The 18,734-nt window shown below is 32.3% G+C and carries 21 protein-coding genes and 1 pseudogene; 19 read left to right on the forward strand and 3 right to left on the reverse strand.

Annotated elements, in window-relative coordinates; genetic code table 11:
- The first annotated feature begins 164 nt into the window (after nucleotides 1–164).
- Both AC0NJG_RS00260 and AC0NJG_RS00265 read left to right on the forward strand, forming a co-directional pair.
- Nucleotides 165–869: an alpha/beta hydrolase gene (locus tag AC0NJG_RS00260; protein ID WP_087953409.1), complete on the forward strand. Its 705-nt coding sequence runs from the start codon at nucleotides 165–167 to the stop codon at nucleotides 867–869.
- 267 nt (nucleotides 870–1,136) lie between these two features.
- Nucleotides 1,137–1,583: a GNAT family N-acetyltransferase gene (locus AC0NJG_RS00265; RefSeq protein ID WP_143881220.1), complete on the forward strand. Its 447-nt coding sequence runs from the start codon at nucleotides 1,137–1,139 to the stop codon at nucleotides 1,581–1,583.
- Nucleotides 1,584–1,726: 143 nt separating this feature from the next.
- Here the strand turns inward: AC0NJG_RS00265 and AC0NJG_RS00270 are convergent, their stop codons facing one another.
- On the reverse strand, nucleotides 1,727–2,143 hold the full coding sequence (locus AC0NJG_RS00270) for a hypothetical protein (RefSeq protein ID WP_143881219.1): 417 nt from the start codon (nucleotides 2,141–2,143) through the stop codon (nucleotides 1,727–1,729).
- A 121-nt stretch (nucleotides 2,144–2,264) separates the two neighbouring features.
- On the opposite strand from AC0NJG_RS00270, the gene AC0NJG_RS00275 reads away from it, so the two are divergent.
- The 3 genes from AC0NJG_RS00275 (at nucleotide 2,265) to AC0NJG_RS00285 (ending at nucleotide 6,241) form a co-directional block, all read left to right on the forward strand.
- A complete protein-coding gene (locus AC0NJG_RS00275) occupies nucleotides 2,265–2,912 on the forward strand; it encodes a response regulator transcription factor (RefSeq protein ID WP_173601590.1) in 648 nt (215 codons plus the stop codon).
- Nucleotides 2,905–4,281 carry a sensor histidine kinase gene (locus tag AC0NJG_RS00280; RefSeq protein ID WP_308899846.1) on the forward strand — a complete coding sequence of 459 codons (1,377 nt, stop codon included), beginning with the start codon at nucleotides 2,905–2,907 and terminating at the stop codon, nucleotides 4,279–4,281. The genes AC0NJG_RS00275 and AC0NJG_RS00280 overlap by 8 nt, the downstream gene beginning before the upstream one ends.
- Before the next feature lie 187 nt (nucleotides 4,282–4,468).
- Nucleotides 4,469–6,241, forward strand: a complete 1,773-nt coding sequence (locus AC0NJG_RS00285) for a Xaa-Pro dipeptidyl-peptidase (protein ID WP_474062737.1) — start codon at nucleotides 4,469–4,471, stop codon at nucleotides 6,239–6,241.
- 61 nt (nucleotides 6,242–6,302) lie between these two features.
- On the opposite strand, the gene AC0NJG_RS00290 is transcribed toward AC0NJG_RS00285, so the two are convergent.
- On the reverse strand, nucleotides 6,303–6,581 hold the full coding sequence (locus tag AC0NJG_RS00290; protein ID WP_087953415.1) for a hypothetical protein: 279 nt from the start codon (nucleotides 6,579–6,581) through the stop codon (nucleotides 6,303–6,305).
- 197 nt (nucleotides 6,582–6,778) lie between these two features.
- On the opposite strand from AC0NJG_RS00290, the gene AC0NJG_RS00295 reads away from it, so the two are divergent.
- From AC0NJG_RS00295 to AC0NJG_RS00305, 3 genes are all read left to right on the forward strand, one after another.
- The gene (locus AC0NJG_RS00295; RefSeq protein WP_087997225.1) at nucleotides 6,779–7,543 is read left to right on the forward strand and encodes a class I SAM-dependent methyltransferase; all 765 of its coding nucleotides are present in this window, start codon (nucleotides 6,779–6,781) and stop codon (nucleotides 7,541–7,543) included.
- A gap of 202 nt (nucleotides 7,544–7,745) precedes the next feature.
- Nucleotides 7,746–8,009, forward strand: a complete 264-nt coding sequence (locus tag AC0NJG_RS00300) for a hypothetical protein (protein ID WP_000432426.1) — start codon at nucleotides 7,746–7,748, stop codon at nucleotides 8,007–8,009.
- 464 nt (nucleotides 8,010–8,473) lie between these two features.
- Nucleotides 8,474–8,704 carry a hypothetical protein gene (locus tag AC0NJG_RS00305; protein ID WP_000789031.1) on the forward strand — a complete coding sequence of 77 codons (231 nt, stop codon included), beginning with the start codon at nucleotides 8,474–8,476 and terminating at the stop codon, nucleotides 8,702–8,704.
- 260 nt (nucleotides 8,705–8,964) lie between these two features.
- Here AC0NJG_RS00305 and AC0NJG_RS00310 read toward each other — a convergent pair whose 3' ends face one another.
- Entirely contained in the window at nucleotides 8,965–9,396 is a 432-nt protein-coding gene (locus AC0NJG_RS00310) for a cytidine deaminase (RefSeq protein WP_474062738.1), read from the reverse strand.
- A gap of 187 nt (nucleotides 9,397–9,583) precedes the next feature.
- On the opposite strand from AC0NJG_RS00310, the gene AC0NJG_RS00315 reads away from it, so the two are divergent.
- The 11 genes and pseudogenes from AC0NJG_RS00315 (at nucleotide 9,584) to dltD (ending at nucleotide 18,704) form a co-directional block, all read left to right on the forward strand.
- Entirely contained in the window at nucleotides 9,584–10,060 is a 477-nt protein-coding gene (locus tag AC0NJG_RS00315; RefSeq protein ID WP_474062739.1) for an ankyrin repeat domain-containing protein, read from the forward strand.
- Nucleotides 10,061–10,074: 14 nt separating this feature from the next.
- On the forward strand, nucleotides 10,075–10,668 hold the full coding sequence (locus tag AC0NJG_RS00320) for a DJ-1/PfpI family protein (RefSeq protein WP_088328237.1): 594 nt from the start codon (nucleotides 10,075–10,077) through the stop codon (nucleotides 10,666–10,668).
- A gap of 390 nt (nucleotides 10,669–11,058) precedes the next feature.
- A complete protein-coding gene (locus tag AC0NJG_RS00325; protein ID WP_087953420.1) occupies nucleotides 11,059–11,415 on the forward strand; it encodes an FtsB family cell division protein in 357 nt (118 codons plus the stop codon).
- A 259-nt stretch (nucleotides 11,416–11,674) separates the two neighbouring features.
- Nucleotides 11,675–12,001 carry a DUF3870 domain-containing protein gene (locus tag AC0NJG_RS00330; protein WP_000271328.1) on the forward strand — a complete coding sequence of 109 codons (327 nt, stop codon included), beginning with the start codon at nucleotides 11,675–11,677 and terminating at the stop codon, nucleotides 11,999–12,001.
- 142 nt (nucleotides 12,002–12,143) lie between these two features.
- Nucleotides 12,144–13,205 (forward strand): dipeptide epimerase, encoded by a 1,062-nt coding sequence (locus AC0NJG_RS00335; RefSeq protein WP_140168762.1) that lies wholly within the window; start codon nucleotides 12,144–12,146, stop codon nucleotides 13,203–13,205.
- A 39-nt stretch (nucleotides 13,206–13,244) separates the two neighbouring features.
- Nucleotides 13,245–14,246 carry a C40 family peptidase gene (locus AC0NJG_RS00340; RefSeq protein ID WP_087953422.1) on the forward strand — a complete coding sequence of 334 codons (1,002 nt, stop codon included), beginning with the start codon at nucleotides 13,245–13,247 and terminating at the stop codon, nucleotides 14,244–14,246.
- 21 nt (nucleotides 14,247–14,267) lie between these two features.
- Nucleotides 14,268–15,890 (forward strand): peptide ABC transporter substrate-binding protein, encoded by a 1,623-nt coding sequence (locus tag AC0NJG_RS00345; protein WP_087953423.1) that lies wholly within the window; start codon nucleotides 14,268–14,270, stop codon nucleotides 15,888–15,890.
- A 79-nt stretch (nucleotides 15,891–15,969) separates the two neighbouring features.
- Nucleotides 15,970–16,050 (forward strand): annotated as a pseudogene (locus AC0NJG_RS00350) (GNAT family N-acetyltransferase); the annotation flags it as partial.
- A gap of 162 nt (nucleotides 16,051–16,212) precedes the next feature.
- Nucleotides 16,213–16,677 carry a helix-turn-helix transcriptional regulator gene (locus AC0NJG_RS00355; protein ID WP_087953424.1) on the forward strand — a complete coding sequence of 155 codons (465 nt, stop codon included), beginning with the start codon at nucleotides 16,213–16,215 and terminating at the stop codon, nucleotides 16,675–16,677.
- Nucleotides 16,678–16,711: 34 nt separating this feature from the next.
- Nucleotides 16,712–17,092, forward strand: a complete 381-nt coding sequence (locus AC0NJG_RS00360) for an ammonia permease (RefSeq protein WP_474062740.1) — start codon at nucleotides 16,712–16,714, stop codon at nucleotides 17,090–17,092.
- Nucleotides 17,093–17,522: 430 nt separating this feature from the next.
- Nucleotides 17,523–18,704: a D-alanyl-lipoteichoic acid biosynthesis protein DltD gene (gene dltD, locus AC0NJG_RS00365; protein ID WP_087953426.1), complete on the forward strand. Its 1,182-nt coding sequence runs from the start codon at nucleotides 17,523–17,525 to the stop codon at nucleotides 18,702–18,704.
- The last annotated feature ends 30 nt before the right edge of the window (nucleotides 18,705–18,734 follow it).

The following is an 18,734-nucleotide window of genomic DNA, read 5'->3' on the forward strand; positions in this document are numbered from 1 at the left end:
TGAAGAAATGGAAAAAAGAAAGATGTTAAATACAAAGTAGACTCTGTAATAAAGAATTAGAGATAGTATAATTCATTTGTGATAAATTAGTAATAGTTTGATTTGGATTATGTAGTGTGTGCGTTTTTTACCAAGTTCTATATGTCTTATTCTATGGAGGGAATATGCTTAAAAATAATTTTAAAATTAGTAATATTCCTGTAGTTTTATGGGGAGATAAGAGTGAGAAGATTTTTATTGCAGTACATGGAAATATGTCAAATAAGGAAGATACAGTTATTCAAATACTAGCTGAAGAAGCTAATCAAAAAGGTTATCAAGTATTAAGCTTTGATTTACCTGAGCATGGAGAAAGAAAAAATGATGATACTCCTTGCAAAGTACAGTTTTGTGTTAGGGAATTATCTATAATTATGAATTATGCAGAAGAACATTGGAAAGAAATAAGTGTGTTTGCATGTAGTATAGGTGCGTATTTTAGCCTTTTAGCTTATCAAAATGATATGATAGAAAAGGCGTTATTTTTATCACCAGTAGTTAATATGGAACGAGTTATCGAAAATATGATGAAATGGTTTAATGTAACATCAGAGCTTTTGCAAAAAGAAATGATTATAGAGACACCGATTGGTCAAAAGTTATATTGGGATTATTTATGCTATGTAAAAGAGAATCCTATTAGTACATGGAATACAGATACATATATTATGTATGGAGCTAAGGATGAACTGTGTGAATTTGAAACTATAGACTATTTTACAAAAAAGCATCGTTGTGAATTAGAGGTCGTGGAGATAGGTGAACATTATTTTCATAATGAGGAACAGTTAAAGGTATTTGAACAGTGGTTATACAAACATATAGATTAACAAATTATAACTTAACTTGAACATGTTAGAGTAGAATGGTGAATTTATAAACTGATATTATTTTTGAGAGACACTATAAATGTAAGAGTATTTATTTAAGCAAACAGCTGCTTTAGTTCAATAAGACTTAGACAACTATATTATCGATTTACATCTGAAGTGAAGAATACACATACTACGAATTGAATAAGATAACAATCATAAAAATGCTCAGAATAAATAATTCTTGAGCATTTTTATGTATTTTCATATTAAGGGGGAATTTATTTGAAAGATATACATATTCAACAAATTGAAGATTTAATGATATACGAACACAATTACCTTGTTCAGGAAAGCAAAGAAGAAGGATTTAATTTCCTAATAAAACTAATAAGTGAATATGAAAATAAAATAAACACATTTAATAAAACTGGTGAATGTTTATATGGTATTTTTCAAGGGGAAAAGTTAATTGGAATAGGAGGGTTGAATGAGGATCCTTATACAGAAAATAATAAGATTGGCCGATTAAGGAGATTTTATATTTCAAAGGACTATCGTCGTATAGGTCTAGGGAAGTTGTTATTAAACCAACTATTATCTTATGCGGAAAAGAATTTTAAAATAGTTCTTTTACATACAGATACAAAGCAAGGCGATGCATTTTATACTGCAAATGGATTTGTGAAAGGGGAATTATATATAGGATCTAGTCACTATAAAGTATTATAGAAAAGGCTGTCAAAACAATATTTTGTTAGTCTCGAGTTCCAATATTCGTAAAATGGAATTTTAATTTCATTTACCGAAATGATGGTATAAAAAAGAAACCTCAGTTTCTAAAGATAAGCTTATGAGATCTCTTTTTTATTCAATTATGTTTTTACATTCATTTTCTTCAATAATCCCTTCGGATCACCTTTTACATAATAGAAATGAGGATTATTTTCATCATCGTAAAGCATAATATAAGATTTTTCATTAAGTGGAAGAAGAATAAGTACTTCATCAATGGTTGTATGTAACCATTGATTTGTAATAGAAACTGGTTTAGATAAAGGGATTTTTATCATGTGACCATCTTTTGGGACGACGTTTAAGTTTTTGAATGGACCAGTAATGGATTTAGCGTATTGAACAGCTTCTTTTTGAATAGCTGGATCTAAAGATTGTTTTTGAACGACCATTTCTTTTTGACAATCAAATACTTCAATTTGTTGATTTGTATTTGCGAACACATTTGTCGATAATAAGAAACAAAGAAGAGTAATGACTCCGATTTTTTTAATCATAATACAACACCTCGTCTTTACTATACCCTTAAAAAGTTCAAATATTTTTCTGTCACATTTATGTAACAAAGAAGTTGTATAATACAATTGGTTTTTGTTTAAAAGCAATGGAGGATCATTCATGAAAGTATTAATTGCAGATGATGAACAAGATATGTTAAGGATTTTAAAAGCTTATTTTGAAAAAGAAGGCTTCGAAGTGTTATTAGCGAAAGATGGAGAGGAAGCACTTCAAATATTTTATGATGAGAAAATTGATTTAGCTATTTTAGATTGGATGATGCCGAAACATAGTGGCATTACTGTCTGTAAGGAAATAAAAAAGAATTCAAGCGTAAAAGTATTAATGCTTACGGCGAAAAGTGAAAGTGAAGATGAATTAGCAGCGCTTCAAAGCGGGGCAGATGAGTACGTAAAAAAACCATTTCATCCAGGCGTATTAATCACTAGGGCGAAAAAGCTTATACAGCATGATAATGTCATTCAAGTTCAAGATTTGAAAATAGATTTTACTAAAAATAAAGTTTATAAAAATGACAAAGAGTTAGATATTACAAAAACAGAGCTAGAATTAATAAAGTGTTTTTTAAATCATAAAGGCATGATTTTAACTCGTAAAAAATTGTTAGATATCGTATGGGGATTTGACTATTTTGGAGAAGAGCGAACTGTTGATACCCATGTAAGAAGATTACGAAAAAAAGTTGGAGAAAATATTATAAAGACGCATCGCGGGCTAGGATATAGTTTGGAGGAACAGAGTGAATAAACTTGGAAAAAAGCTATTTCTCAGCATTTCTTTAACCGTTATTCTTATTTTTACGATTTCTTTATTATTAATCAACTATCTTTTACCGAAATATAACATTTACAAAACGCGAGAAAGCTTAGAAGGTATTACAGCACAAATACAGTCCATACCGAGCGAACAACTAGATGAAGCAATTTCTAGCACTGAAAATAAAGGAACTGTTACGATTGCGTATACGTCAATTAATAATTCGGAAGATCAAATTAATGATGAGTTACGTATGCAACTTACAAGGAAAAGAGTTGCCCTTAATAAACTTTGGATTACAAAAGAAGAAATAATGAAAGTAAAGAACTTCGGACAATCTAACAAAATATATGATCAAGAGAAAATCAAATCTAGCTTTTTTGTGAAATACATTGCGAAAGACGATATGTTGTTTTTGGTAGGGGTTTCGATTGCACATTCAAATGAAATAATAAAAACGTTGAATTCATTTTATTTATTCATTTTAGGTATTACGATTTTTCTTATTATTGTACTTGTATGGATATTGTCAAAAACAATCACAACACCACTGAAAGAATTAAGTGATGTCGCAGAAGATATTTCACGTTTACAGTTTAAAAAAACAAAAGTGAAAACAAATGATGAAATAGGAGACTTAGCTAATAGTATTAATATCATGAGTGAAAAACTACATGAAGCACATCAAGATTTAACAGATCGTAATGAACATTTAAAACGATTTATGGGTGATGTGACGCATGAATTAAAAACACCAATAGCACTAGTAAAAGCATATTCTATGGGAATAAAAGATGATCTAGATGATGGTACGTACATAGATACAATCATTAAACAAACAGATCAAATATCAAATTTAATTGAAGAATTATTACGATTTTCTAAATTGGAAAGAGATGTTTTGCAAAAAGAAGAATTCTCTATTGAATCACTACTCCAAAGTATTATAGATAAGCATAAGATTGAACTGGAGTCGAAAGAAATTGATTTGCATGTGAATTATAATGTTGGCGATGCAATTATTTACGCAGATGTAAATAAAATGAGTATGGTATTACAAAATTTAATTTCTAATGCGATAAAATATACAACAAATCAAAATATAAAAATTACTTTAGAAGATCGAAATGAAAGTGTATATTTTCAAATTCAAAATGGTATGAATGCTGAATATATGAAGGATATCGATAAAATTTGGGAACCTTTTTACGTCTTAGAATCTTCTCGCAGTAAAGAGCATTCGGGTACAGGACTAGGCTTAGCGATTGTGAAAAGTATTTTAGAAAGACATGGTTTTGACTATGGCGTATCTACTCTAGATGGAGAAATACGATTTTATATTGATATGAAGAATGTATAATTCAATACTATTAGAAGCATCGTCTATTATTAGGCGATGTTTTTTTGATTATATGAGAGTAGTAAGTCAGATTATATAACCTTGAAAGAGTGTTCTACAAATTTCTCAAGTTGTTGCATAAGTATAAACTGAATTTTCTGTTATTTTATTGTATAGTAAAAAGAGAAATATATAGGGAGGAAAGAGTATGGGGAAAAAGAAAATAGCTACACTATCAGCGATATTATCTTTATCAATTACATCAGGAGTTTCGAGTACGACTGCGTATGCAGACAATAAAGAAAAAAACTACATAAATGAGAAAGTTGCAGAAGGGTTACAATCAAATACGAAAATTGAATTAGAAAATGGGATGACAAAACCGATTTACTCACTTGATGAAGCAATTATTGAAAATTTATTTGTAGAGACAGAAGTTGATAGTGATCGAGATGGAAAAAAAGACCGAGTGTCAGTAAAAGTTATGCGCCCAAAAACAGATCCTAATGTGAAAGTGCCCGTTATATATGAAATGAGCCCATATCGATCTGGTTTAAAAGACGTTCCTGTATATAATGTAGATGAAGAATTGTATGCATATGAAGGAAAACCGTATGGAGCTGTTAATCTTGGCTCATACGGAAATTATTATGTACCAAGAGGCTATGCAGTCATTTTGGGTGAAAGTATTGGAACTGGGAAATCAGATGGATGTCCGACGACTGGGGATGAGCAAGAAATATTAGGGACGAAATCGGTCATTGATTGGGTGAATGGACGTGCGAAAGCCTATACAGAAAATGGTGAGGAAGTTAAGGCTGATTGGTCTACAGGAAATGTAGGTATGACAGGGGTTTCTTACAATGGTACATTACCAAATGCTGTTGCAACGACAGGCGTTGAAGGGTTAAAAACAATTATTCCAATCGCAGCGATTAGTAGTTGGTACGATTATTATCGCGCAAATGGTGCAGTCATTGCTCCAGGTGGATATCAAGGGGAAGATACAGATAATATGGCAGAAGCAGTGCTAACAAGAAAGAATCCAGAAGTTTGTGCTCCCATAATTAAAGAACTCACTGCTGGACAAGACCGGAAAACTGGTGATTATAATGATTTTTGGGATAAACGAAACTATATTAAAGATGCTAAAAATATAAAAGCAAGCGTATTCGTCGTTCATGGTTTAAACGATTGGAACGTAAAAACGAAGCAGTTCGCGCAATGGTGGGATGCGCTTGGAGAAAATAATGTACCTCGTAAAATGTGGTTACATCAAGGTGGACATGGTGGTACGTCAAGTAATGACTGGCAAAAAACACAAAATAAATGGTTCGATTATTGGTTGTATGGAATTGAAAATGGCATTATGAATGAACCAATGGTTGATGTACAACGTGAAAATAAAACATGGCAAAAATTAGAAAACTGGCCAGATCCAGCTGCTGTACCGTCAAAAATTCGTATGTATTTAAGTAATAAAGCAGTCAATTTACCATTAGGTATGGGATCTATTAATAAAGTTTTCTCATTCGTTGATGACGCAAAAATAAAGTCAAATCAATTAGTAGAAAAACCGGAGCTAGAGGTAGCAAATCGATTAGTGTACACAATGCCTGTGCTGCAAAAAGATATGCGTATTAGCGGTACACCGAAGATTTCATTTAAAGGCAATATTGATCGCTCTGTATCAAATTTAACAGCATTACTTGTTGATTACGGCGGAGTGAAACCTGAAATCGTTACGAGAGGTTGGATGGATCCTCAAAACTTAAATAGTATAAAAAATTCAACAGCACTTCAACCAGGCAAAGATTATACATTTACATGGGACATGCAACCGGATGATTATGTATTTAAAGCTGGTCATCAAATAGGGGTCGTTTTAATTGCTAGCGACTATGATTATACAATTAGACCGAAAGCGGGCACGAAGCTTACAGTAAAATTAAGTGAAGTGATATTACCAATTGTAAAATAAATAGTGATGAATAAAGAGCTTACTGCAAAGTAAGCTCTTTACATTTTGAAAAAGGGAGGGATTATGATTTTCTAATGGAAGATACAAAAATACTTATAATAAATAAAAAAATTGCATTCAAAATTAATAGACCAGTAAAGGTAAGGCAAGCAAAGCCTCCAGCGAATTCATCTCCTACTTTTTCACCAATAACGTGCAAAGTGGAAAAGAAAACAACGGGAGAAGAAAGTATGAAAATGCCACTGGATATTTTCCATATTCGTTTATACTGCTTTGCTATTAAGAAAATGATTGTATTAAAAGATATAAGAAGAAAAATAATTCCAATTAATGAATTCATCACATCCTCCTTTCGTAAAAAGTCTGAATTTTTATATGTTAATTTTTAATGTAATATTATACAATTTAATTATATTTTACGGGAAGCGAGTGATATATTATGACAGTCAGCTCTTTCGAATTTTTATTAAAAATAAAGGTACAGGAAGATTAGTTGAATGGAAATCTTCCGTACGTAAAAAACGGAGGAGAAAATAAATGTTTAGTTTTTATAGTACACTTTGCACGGAACTTTATGATTACACAAAGCCTGTCGGTTATTCTTTAAATGGTGATATTGAGTATTACGAAGAACGTTTAAAAAATTGTAGTGGAAGAATTCTCGAAGCGGCAGTAGGATCAGGACGTGTCATCATCCCGCTTCTTGAAGCTGGTTTTACAGTAGATGGGATAGATTATTCACCTGAAATGCTAGAATCGTGCCGCATAAGATGTAAAGAGAGATGCTTACATCCTAAATTATATGAAGGAAGCTTACAACAATTTTCACTGCCACATAAATATGAGGCAATTATAATTCCAACTGGATCTTTTTGTTTAATTGAAAATCGTACGGATTCGATAAACGCATTGAAATGTTTTTATGAACATCTTAATCCAGGCGGACGATTAATTGTAGATATTATGCTACCGCATGACTGGAAGACTGGGGAAATTCATACATCGACTTTTTCTTTGCCAAGCGGAGACGGAATTACATTAGAAAATAAATCAATTGAAATAGATTGGCTAAACCAAGTTACTCTATCGTATTTAAAATATGAAAAATGGAGTAAAGGACAGTTAGTACAAACAGAACTACAACGCTTCGCACTGCGATGGTATGGAATAGAAGAGTTTAAACTTCTGTTAGAAAGTATGGGTTTCTCTAACATTACTTGCTCTGCTGATTATGTTTATGAAAAAGAACCGTCAAATGCTAATCAAATGTTTACTTTTGAAGCCGTGCGAAAAGAAAAATAAAGAATTATCTAAGAAAACAAGGCGATCGACATAATATCGATTGCCTTGTTTTAATTGTATATTACTTACATGCAATTTCGTTTTCATCGTCCAAGCATCTTTCTATTAACTACATATGCTATTTATATTAGAGACAGTCACTATTTTAAATAGAACTGTTATTTTTCTATAAATGTTATTTTGGAGAAATAGGGGGATAAATTTGGAAAACGTAGAACAAGATAGAATTGAGAATCAAGTGTATTCAAATCGTGTAGTAAGATCAGAATTTGATGCGAATTGGGAAACGTGTATTTCAAAAAGTGGTTATGTAATTTATGTAGCAACAAGTAATAATGCGGAAGTAACAGTACTTCTTGCAGATGGTTCAAGTAAATTATTAATTTTTGAAAAAGGCGGTAAAGTAGTAGTAGGTGGCGGTGGAACAAGTCATTACAGTAAGCCGCATATCGCAAGAAATATTTAATGTAGAACAAAACACTGGAAAAACGGTTAGTCATTCATGTGTAGAGCATGATAGACTAACTGTTTTTATCTGTTTAAATCATTTTAGAAAAACTGGATTTATCGGTAGTAAACCCGTAAACTTAAAGTTTAGCGAAAGCAAAGAAGTTAGGTGGGGAATCAACGGCTAATTAAAGCTTGATTGATGAGGTGAAGTATCACTTTATTACAAATACATAAGGATGCTCATAAAAAATTAAGAGGAAATTGAACGGATACGAATTCGAAATATAATGTAAGTTTGGAAGGATTATATATGTAATATAAAAAAGGATTTCCTATTTCGGGAAATGCTTTTTCTATGTTATAGTATAATAGTGTTTCAAAACAATATTATTTTAATATATTTCAGATTTTGTTGTGTATTATTTTTATATTAAATTAGTTGTGTAAGTATTTTTTATATAAGGAGTAATAATTAGAGAAATGAAAAATATCGACTTTATACTAGAAAGTGATGAGGCATTAAAACCGTCTGAACGATTAGTACTATTATTATTAGAGAAGCATAGAATGTTATATACGAACGATCTATTAGCATTATCTAATTTATCATATAAAACATTAACGGATTCATTAACAGCACTAGTTTTAAAATCATATGTACTAAAGGAAACAGGCAAGGGAAGAAGACAGAATTGTTATAGATTGGTGTGATAAGATTCCTCATTTTAGAGATCTTATATTAATGTTTTTTGAATGTAAGGGTAAATTCTATTTTGGTTTTCAAATGAAAAATACAGGGCGAGGCTTGCTTGCATATTTGAATTTCATTTTTATTAATGTAATTCTATCGGTATTGAAAATAGAAAAATAAAATAAACTGCAAAAAACAGAAATAAAAAAACAATCCGCTTTTAAAATGGATTGTTTTTTTATTGGAATAATATTATTTAATGAATGGAAAACAGGAATGATTATTCTACTTCACTTGTATACTTTTCAGGTAATAATTCCATTACGTTACATTTTACAAGTTCACCATTATAAGAGAGTATAACATTCGTATTTTTTCCGTAATCACTTATTAATTCTCGACACATACCACATGGAGCAACAACCCAACATTTTTCTATATCTTCATGAGGGTGTGGGTGTGCAACTGCTACAATAGTATCAAATTCATGATCACCTTCGGAAATAGATTTTCCTATTGCCATGGCTTCACCACATATTGTTATTCTTCCAACATTCGCTTCAACATGTACTGCTGCAAAAATATTACCTGTTTTAGTGCGTACGGCTGAACCGATATGATGACGGCCATATTTATAGTTTTTTTCAATTATTTTCTCAGCAGCTGTAATTAAATCATAGTCTTCACAATTTAAAGGCATTACTTGTAACATAATTTCTCCTCCTTATAAAACATGATTATCGCCATTTTAACAGAAAATTTTAATATTTAAAATAAAAGATAGAAATAGGATAGATAATATTGTTATGTAAACTGATATTTTAAGAGGAAAATATAATAATCAATAGAACATATAGAAGAGTGTAATTAAATATTCTGAATGATGATGGGAGATTATTATGGAGATTTTACAATCAATAACACAAGCTGTTATAAGTCGTAATAAGGAAAAAGTGGTGGAGTTTATAAAGACGAATCCAAGTGCAGTTAACGAATTTAGTGAAGATGGGTGGACGCTACTTCATTTAGCGGCTTATTTTGGACAAAAAAAGCTAGCAAGTTTCCTTTTAGAAAGTGGTGCAGATATACATATTAGAGCAAAAAACGAAAATGAAAATACACCTTTACAAGCGGCAATAGCGAATAAGCAAATTGAACTTGTTGCTTTCTTAATTGAAAAAGGATCAGATGTAAATGTTATACAAAGTGGTGGTTGGACGGGTCTCCACGAAGCAGCATTATTAGGGAATGAAGAAATTATTGTATTGCTTCTTAAAAATGGAGCTAATAAGATGATTGAGAAAAATGATGGAAAAACAGCCTATGATATTGCATTAGAAAAAGGATATGAGCACCTTTTACATTATTTGCACTAGGAAGTGAACATAGGATGAATAAATGGAGTGTAGGTATATTTTTATTTGATGATGTAGAAGTGTTAGACTTTGCAGGGCCATTTGAAGTTTTTTCTGTAACCGAAGCGGATGAAGAAAAACCATTTACTGTTTATACAGTTAGTCAAAATGGAGAAATGATTACAGCAAGAAACGGATTAAAGGTAAAGCCCGATTATAGTATTGAAGATTTACCACCAGTAGATATTCTAATCATTCCAGGTGGCAAAGGTGTTCGGGAAAATGAAGTGAAAAATGATATTATAATAAATTGGGTTCGTCAGCAAATGAAAGAAGTAAAGCTAATGACTTCAGTTTGTACTGGAGCGTTATTACTTGCGAAAGCTGGTTTACTGGAAGGGGTAAAAGCAACAACACATTGGGCTAGTATTCAACCTTTCAAAAAAGATTTTCCGAATGTAGAAGTAATAGAGAATGTGAAATTTGTAGATGAAGGGCACATCATTACATCGGCAGGGATTTCAGCAGGGATTAACATGTCATTTCATATTGTGAAAAATTTGTTAGGTGTGGAGGTTGCTGAAGAAACGGCCAAAAGTATGGAATATGATATTGATTTACAAAATTAAAAAAGCCCAATTTGGGCTTTTTTCTTATTTTAAGTGTATATAGGTATGATCTATGATGCTCTAAAATTAAGCTCTTAAATAGTCATTCTGGTTTTATCAAATGTACGACAATGCATTTTTTTCTCCTTGTAATCATGTTAAAACAAGGAGAAATTTGTATGTAAAAAAACTCTTCTACAATAGTAGAAAAAGAATAACAGAAACTACTATTTTATGGCAGTATACATAAAAAAATGCAACAAAAATATAGAAATGTCGTCGAATGCTATCTTTAATTGGTTAATTAGTGAGATATTTTTGTGAAGGAGCTTATTTTATAAGAATAGAATTAAAGTTAATAAGAAATCATGCCGATGGTAGTGAAAATATATGTGTTAGGGGGATTTCATAATGAGGAAACTCAAGCGAATAAATGTTCCTAATATACAAGAACAACTATCACAGTCTAATGAGAATCGAGCAATTAATAAGAAAAAACTAAGGCGATTTATATTCATGTTTATATTTATTGCGGCGGCTACTTTGTACGTTCAATTTATTTTAACGAAACAACAAGAAGTAATTGTAGAAAAAAAAGATACAATAACGAACCAAAAAAAACAATTGGTTTCTTTAAAGAAAGATGAGGCTTCTTTAAAGACTAACATAGAAAATTTAACAGACGATGAAGAAGAAATTTTAAAGTTTGCGAGAAAAGAATATCAATTTTCTAAATCAAATGAAACTATATTTGTGTTGCCGAAGTAGTGTAATAGAACAGTTAGCAATAGCTAGCTGTTTTTTCATGTATGAATGTCATGGTACAAGAAACAATTACATATTGTAAAAATGAAGAGCTCGAGCTGTTTTTATACTTATGGAATATATACGAAAATAAATGTTGTTAAAATTCTGTCAATTGTACTATAATACAAGGTAAGCGGATACATTTTTTAATCCATGTTGAGTTTATCACTCATACGACTATTAAGAAAACCGTTATCCCGTATTAGAAAGGAAGAGAGCTGTGTACGCTTCAAATACAATTTATGTCGTAGGGGATGCGAAAGCACCTCAAAATAATCCCATTACCGAAAAGTTTAAAAGCTATTTTGTAGCGTTTGTACTTGTTAAGGAGACTGGGGAAATTGTAGATGCAGATTGCTCAGCGACAATTGCATTAACATCTCAATTTGTTAAATATTTATTTCTACATAAAAATATTAATGACCCAGAATTAGTAATGGAAATAAAAGATCGTTATTTCGGTTCGTCTCAAAAAGCACTACTTGTAGCATTAAAAGATGCACAGAAAAAATATAATCAAATCGCTGCTTTGTCTACACATTCATAGACAAAATCCAGCCGTAAGAATCTTCTTATGGCTGGATTTTTTTATTTCCCATTAACCTTCTACAAGAAAAGTAAGCAAAAGAGGAGAATATTGCCCAAAAATAATTGAGAATTAAGGTTCCATTTTGCGAGACAACGAAAGGATGAACAAAATGAAAATTACCGATGTAAAAGTAAATCGTAGACGTGTAAATCTGCATACACCGTTTAAAACGGCGCTTCGTACTGTCACCGAAATAGAAAGTATAGATGTATATATTCATACAGATGAAGGAATTGTTGGCAAGGGTGCTGCAGCTGCAACACCAGTTATTACGGGGGATTTCGCTAACGGGATTGAAGAAGCAATTTTAGGGCCGATGCGTTCAAGTTTAATTGGTCAAGATATCATTCAGTTTCAGCAGTTACTACAGCACATTCAAATGAGTTGTATTGGAAATCCAAGTGCAAAAGCGGCGGTAGATATCGCTTTATACGATGTGTATTGTCAATATCATAACGTTCCACTTTATGCATTATTAGGTGGAAAAAAAGAAATTCACACAGACATTACCGTAAGTGTAGATGAGCCGTTCATTATGGCGAAAGAGGCAAAGCAACATGTAGAAAAAGGATTTCAAACTTTAAAAATTAAAGTGGGGAAATCTGCTCCTTTAGACTTAGAACGTATTGAAGCGATTCGAAATAGCGTACCAAAAAATACGACGTTACGATTAGATGCAAATCAAGGGTGGAATCCAAAAGAGGCAGTTTCTATCATTAAAGAGATGGAAAATCGTAATTTAAATATTGAATTTATTGAACAACCTGTTCATGCGAAAGATTGGGATGGTTTAAAGTACGTCAAAAATCATGTACAAACGCCTATTATGGCAGATGAAAGCATATTTTCAGCGAGCGATGCATTGAAAATCGTTCAAGGAGGATATGCAGACTTACTCAATATAAAATTAATGAAATGCGGTGGTATACGTGAAGCGTGGCGTATTGCTGATATCGCAGAAACAGCTGGTGTAAAATGTATGGTCGGAAGTATGATGGAATCCTCACTTTCCGTTAGTGCTGTAGCCCATTTAGCAGCTGCACATCCTAATATTCATTACTTCGATCTCGATGCACCGCTTTGGTTAATGGAAGAACCAGAAGGAATGACTTATTCTGGGTCAAAGGTAAACCTTCAATCGACAGTGAATAGTAAATCTTAGGAGAAAAGACTAGTAAACTATCTTTTAAGGGGGATATGTATGAAAAAAGTAGGAACTGCATTTTTAACAACTTTATTTATATTTTCATCGTTTACATCAGCACATGCTGAAGAGAAGCGAGATAGCAAAGCGTTTATCGATGTATCTGCCGCAACACTTTGGACCACGCCTGATTCATTACGACCAATTGATGTACCAAGCGCTACAAATCCAGTTGATTTGTGGAAGTGGACGAAATCGATGACGCTTGATGAGAAACTTTGGTTAACAAATGCAAATAAATTAGAAACGCAAGCGCTATTAGGTCAAGAAGTAACAGTTGTGGATAAAAAAGGGGACTGGGTGAAAGTGTTAGTCCATGGTCAGCCAACACCACGAAATGAGGAAGGTTACCCGGGGTGGGTGCCTGAAAAACAGTTAACTTATAATCAAGAATTTGCAGATAAAACAAATGAACCTTTCGTATTAGTAACGAAACCGACAGCAATTTTATATATAAATCCTTCTGAAAAACATAAATCGCTTGAAGTGAGCTATAATACGCGACTGCCGTTACTAAGTGAAGATACAATTTCATATCGCGTGTTGTTACCAAATGGACAGAAAGCTTGGCTACGAAAAAATGATGGAACGGTTTACCGTTCTGAAAATGATATTCCAACTCCGGCAGCCGATGATTTAATAAACACAGGGAAAATGTTTTTAGGATTACCGTATATATGGGCTGGTACAAGTGGCTTCGGATTTGATTGCTCTGGATTTACACATACAATTTATAAATCGCACGGTATTACCATTCCGCGAGATTCTGGACCGCAATCGAGAAATGGAGTTGCAGTTGATAAAGAACATTTACAAAAAGGAGATTTAATTTTCTTCGCACATGATCAAGGGAAAGGTAGTGTTCATCACGTTGCTATGTATATTGGTGACGGAAATATGATTCACTCACCAAGAGCTGAAAGATCGGTAGAGATTATACCACTAAATACACCAGGATATATAGAAGAATACGCTGGTGCGCGTCGTTACTTACCTTAAAAAATAGAGGGAGGTTTTTTAATGAAAAAAGTTGTTCGTTACTCATTAGTTAGTACTCTATTAGTTTCTTCAATTTTAGTTGGTTGCGCAAAAGAAAAAACAACGACAAAGCCAAAAGATGAGAAGAAAGTATTACAGTTACTAGAAACGGGTGAAATTCCGTCATTGAATTCAGGGAAAGTAACAGATGCAGTATCATTTAACGTTTTAAATAACGTAATGGAAGGATTATTCCGCTTATCGAAAAATGATGAAGTGATTGAAGCTGGAGCACAAAAATATGAAGTGAGCAAAGATGGAAAAACATATACATTCCACTTACGTGATGCGAAATGGTCTAACGGAGATCCAGTAACAGCGCAAGATTACGTATATGCTTGGAAGCAGCTTATTAATCCGGATACTGCTTCTCAATATGCATACATTGCATACGATGTGAAAAATGCGGAGAAAATAAATAAGAAACAGCTAGGGTTAGAGGAATTAGGAGTGAAAGCGAAGGATGATAAAACGTTCGTTGTAGAGTTAGAACATCCTGTACCGTATTTTACAAAATTACTTATTTTACCATCGTTCTATCCGATTAACGAAAAATATGCGAAAGAACAAGGTGATAAATACGGATTAGAAGCAAATAAAGCGGTATATAATGGGCCTTTTACACTATCTGATTGGAAGCATGAAGCGAGCTTTACAATGAAGAAAAACGATAAGTATTGGGATAAAAAAGATGTGAAGTTAGATGAAGTAAACTATCAAATTGTTAAAGAAATTTCAACTGCGGTAAATTTATATGAAACAGATAAAGTTGATAGAGCTGTCATTTCAACTGAATTCGTAGATAAATATAAAAATAATAAAGAGCTTAAACAATATACAGATCCGGTTATGTACTTCTTCCGATTCAATGAAAATGTACCGATTCTTAAAAATAAAAATGCAAGGCTTGCGCTTAGTACAGTGTTTGATAAGAAAGGACTTGCGACTTCATTTTTAAATGATGGATCGGTTGCTGCAAACTATTACGTGCCAAAAGGATTTTTAAAAGGTCCAGATAATAAAGATTTTAGAAGTACGGCAGGTGAGTTTAATAAAACGGATGTAAAACAGGCGAAAGAATATTGGGAAAAGGCGAAGCAAGAGACTGGTACAAATGAAGTAACGCTTGAGTTATTAAACTATGATTTAGAAAACTTTAAGAAAGTAGGAGAATACATTAAAGAACAGCTAGAGAAAAACTTACCAGGCTTAAAGGTAAATGTAAAATTACAGCCACATACGCAAAAGCTAGCGCTAGAGAAGAAGAAAGAATATGAAATGTCATTATCACGTTGGCTACCAGATTATCCAGACCCAATGACATATTTAGAAGTATTTCTTTCTGGAAGCAGTGTGAACAATACTGAATATGCAAATCCAGAATATGATGCGTTAATTAAGAAGATTAAAACAGAATTAGGTAATGATGAAAAAACTCGTTGGAAAGCATTGCAAGATGCTGAAAAGATGTTGCTGGATGATGCGGTAATAGCGCCAGTATTCCAGCGTGGATTATCTTACTTACAAAAGCCGTATGTGAAAGATTTATACGTACATCAATTTGGACCAGCAACAAGTTTAAAGTGGGCAGATGTACAAAAATAAAGGATGAAAAAAACAGACTCCACGTGTGTGGTAGTCTGTTTTTCTTATGTAAAGTTATATAAATTGCTCGCGATATAATCTACTTGATTCGAAATATTGGGGGAATGGATATGCGTCAGAAGTAGCAAAAAAATCCATTTAATATGCAATAGAGCTTATGTGAGTAAAAAGAATAATTAGTAAGATGATAATCGTAAATGAGAATTAGTTTCAATACATTGAAGTGACAAAAGCTAACGTAAAGAGAATAAGTTGATAATAAAATAGATATGGTGTAAAATTACACTAAATAAAACAAAAGTTACTTACGGAGGTTAAGGAATTGAATAAAGAGCTTACAATCGAACTCATATCAACAAAAATAAAGTTAATTCGTACGGAGAAAGGATACACACAGGATAAAATGGCTGAAGTTCTTGGTATTTCAAAAAAAACACTCGTTCAAATTGAGAAGGGACGAACAAATGCAGGGTGGACCAATACCGTAGCAATTTGTGCATTGTTTAGGGATAGCGAGGTTTTACAGTCTAGTCTAGGAGATGATCCATTAGTAGTCATTGCAACTTTAGCACATAAAAACATGAGCAATACCAAACAGAAAACACTGGGAGGAAAAGTATGGTGGAAACAGATTCAAGAAAAAGGGAACTTTCGTTTACAACAAAATTTAATTAGTCAGCATTATCGTATTTTAGATAAACAAGATTATCGTTTGTTTAACTCGTTTGATTTAGAAGAAGCACTCGGTCATCTTGAAAAATTAGTAGCAGATTCAGAAAATCAATAGACTATAATGACCAAAAAATAGGAGGAACTTACATATGCTCATCTTAAGTCTTCTTTGGATACTATACACACCTTATCTCGTATTATGCGGATTTGCGGGTGGGATTTATTTAATAATAACAGGGGTCAAATATCATAAATTACTCGTGAGTATTATGGGATTACTCAGTGTTTCCTTTGTCGTACTGCCCTATATTTTTGGGGGGCTGGGCGTTGAGGGTAGTCGATATCTTGATGTCCCAACCGAGTTATATTGGATCCTATTTTCTTTAACTGGGCTACTATTAGGGCTTATAGGTTTACAGTCAAAAATTAAAGGCATACGCAATATGGGATTTATTATTTTTACTAGTGGAATAATTGGAGTCTTTTTCTATTATTTAATGTCCGTACCTGATTCTATGTATATCAAATAGTTTTTTCTAAATTCGGCTTATCTACTACATATGATACTGAATTTGAAAGGATAGTAATAAAAAGGAGATGCTATAGCGTCTCTTTCCAACCACTTGGACACTTGTCTAAGTGGTTTATTTTTTATCTTATTTTGAATTCAATATAGCACCTGATGGATTATGGACATTTCATATATTTTTTCATGTCTTAAAAATAAAATTATTAGTAAAATTGCAGTGTGAAATTTATGTAGAATCTTGTATAATTAACATGTTTCTATGGAAACATTTTCTTGTGTTGTTATATAGGGCTTAATAGAACAAGGAAAGAAATACATACATGTATATAATAGATAAATAGAATGGAACATGTATAGAGAAAAAGGAGAGAAATGATGGCGTGTCAAAGACAAGGGTTACAATTTAATTGTGAGAGAAAGAGGAAGAGACGATGAAAATGAAGCATGCTTTTGGTCCGATAATTTTAGCGTGTGTGCTTTTTTTCATTATCATACTCATCCCATCGAAAAGTTTAGTATCAATTATTAGTGATAAGAAGGTAGAAGATGCGGCAACTTCCTTACAAAAAGAAAAATTACAAAGTGTATTCTTGCAACAGAAAATGTTAGAGAATTCGCAGTATTTACCGATGTACGGTTCATCTGAATTTTTACGAATGGATGCATATCATCCATCTAATTACTTCAAAGTGAATCCTGCAGGTTTTACGCCATATTTAATCGGGATTGGCGGTACACAAAGTTTAGCTCATATATTAAATATGACGTCTACTATGGATGAGTTAGAAGGTAAAAAAGTAGTCTTTGTTTTATCGCCACAATGGTTTACAAAGACTGGGGTTTCCCAAGGGGATTTTACGAACAATTTCTCCAAACAACAGGCATATCATTTTATTTTTAATGATAAAATAAATGCAGAAATGAAGAAGCAAATTGCGAAACGACTTTTAGATTATAAAGTTGTTCAAGAAGATGATATATTAAAAAATTCATTAGAAGGTATTGTATATAATGATACGAAACATAATATAAAAGCGGGTTTAGTTAAACCACTTGCTTATATGCATCGAAATATTTTAGATCATAGAGATTTATTTAACTCCATATTTAAGATTGAGCCGATGAAAGAAAAAACAAATGTAGGACTACGTTCAATTTCTTGGGTAGATGCACGTAAACATGCAGAAGAAGAAGGGAAAGCGGAATCTACTACAAACACATTCGGAATTGAAAATCCATATTACTATAAACATAATTTAAAGAAAAAATTAAAAGGTTTAAAAAACTTTAGAGCAAATGAATCATATGAAGAATCACCAGAATATGATGACTTACAAATTGTTTTAAATATATTTAAAGAGAAAAATGTTAAGCCACTATTTATTTCTGTACCTGTAAATGGACCGTGGTATGATTACGCTGGTTTCCCTAAAGAACGCCGCGAAGTGTATTATAAAAAAGTTCGGGAACAAGTTGAGAAAGCAGGATACTCAGTAGTTGATTTTTCTGGCCATGAATATGATAAGTATTTCTTAAAAGATACAATTCATTTAGGTTGGAAAGGCTGGATTTACTTTGATGAAGCAGTGCAAAACTTTTATACTGAAAAATAAGTGTGGAGAAAAAGGAACGGCTATAAGCTG

It is taken from the genome of Bacillus sp. SSR7, assembly GCF_055902415.1.

What these genes read in the sequence shown, in the direction of transcription:
- AC0NJG_RS00270 (WP_143881219.1), bottom strand. Translation starts at nt 2,143, where the DNA reads ATGATTAAAAAAATCGGAGTCATTACTCTTCTTTGTTTCTTATTATCG.
- AC0NJG_RS00320 (WP_088328237.1), top strand. Translation starts at nt 10,075, where the DNA reads ATGAATAAATGGAGTGTAGGTATATTTTTATTTGATGATGTAGAAGTG.
- AC0NJG_RS00260 (WP_087953409.1), top strand. Translation starts at nt 165, where the DNA reads ATGCTTAAAAATAATTTTAAAATTAGTAATATTCCTGTAGTTTTATGG.
- AC0NJG_RS00305 (WP_000789031.1), top strand. Translation starts at nt 8,474, where the DNA reads ATGAAAAATATCGACTTTATACTAGAAAGTGATGAGGCATTAAAACCG.
- AC0NJG_RS00290 (WP_087953415.1), bottom strand. Translation starts at nt 6,581, where the DNA reads ATGAATTCATTAATTGGAATTATTTTTCTTCTTATATCTTTTAATACA.
- AC0NJG_RS00360 (WP_474062740.1), top strand. Translation starts at nt 16,712, where the DNA reads ATGCTCATCTTAAGTCTTCTTTGGATACTATACACACCTTATCTCGTA.
- AC0NJG_RS00345 (WP_087953423.1), top strand. Translation starts at nt 14,268, where the DNA reads ATGAAAAAAGTTGTTCGTTACTCATTAGTTAGTACTCTATTAGTTTCT.
- AC0NJG_RS00310 (WP_474062738.1), bottom strand. Translation starts at nt 9,396, where the DNA reads ATGTTACAAGTAATGCCTTTAAATTGTGAAGACTATGATTTAATTACA.
- dltD (WP_087953426.1), top strand. Translation starts at nt 17,523, where the DNA reads ATGAAAATGAAGCATGCTTTTGGTCCGATAATTTTAGCGTGTGTGCTT.
- AC0NJG_RS00325 (WP_087953420.1), top strand. Translation starts at nt 11,059, where the DNA reads ATGAGGAAACTCAAGCGAATAAATGTTCCTAATATACAAGAACAACTA.
- AC0NJG_RS00340 (WP_087953422.1), top strand. Translation starts at nt 13,245, where the DNA reads ATGAAAAAAGTAGGAACTGCATTTTTAACAACTTTATTTATATTTTCA.
- AC0NJG_RS00285 (WP_474062737.1), top strand. Translation starts at nt 4,469, where the DNA reads ATGGGGAAAAAGAAAATAGCTACACTATCAGCGATATTATCTTTATCA.
- AC0NJG_RS00295 (WP_087997225.1), top strand. Translation starts at nt 6,779, where the DNA reads ATGTTTAGTTTTTATAGTACACTTTGCACGGAACTTTATGATTACACA.
- AC0NJG_RS00315 (WP_474062739.1), top strand. Translation starts at nt 9,584, where the DNA reads ATGGAGATTTTACAATCAATAACACAAGCTGTTATAAGTCGTAATAAG.
- AC0NJG_RS00275 (WP_173601590.1), top strand. Translation starts at nt 2,265, where the DNA reads ATGAAAGTATTAATTGCAGATGATGAACAAGATATGTTAAGGATTTTA.
- AC0NJG_RS00335 (WP_140168762.1), top strand. Translation starts at nt 12,144, where the DNA reads ATGAACAAAATGAAAATTACCGATGTAAAAGTAAATCGTAGACGTGTA.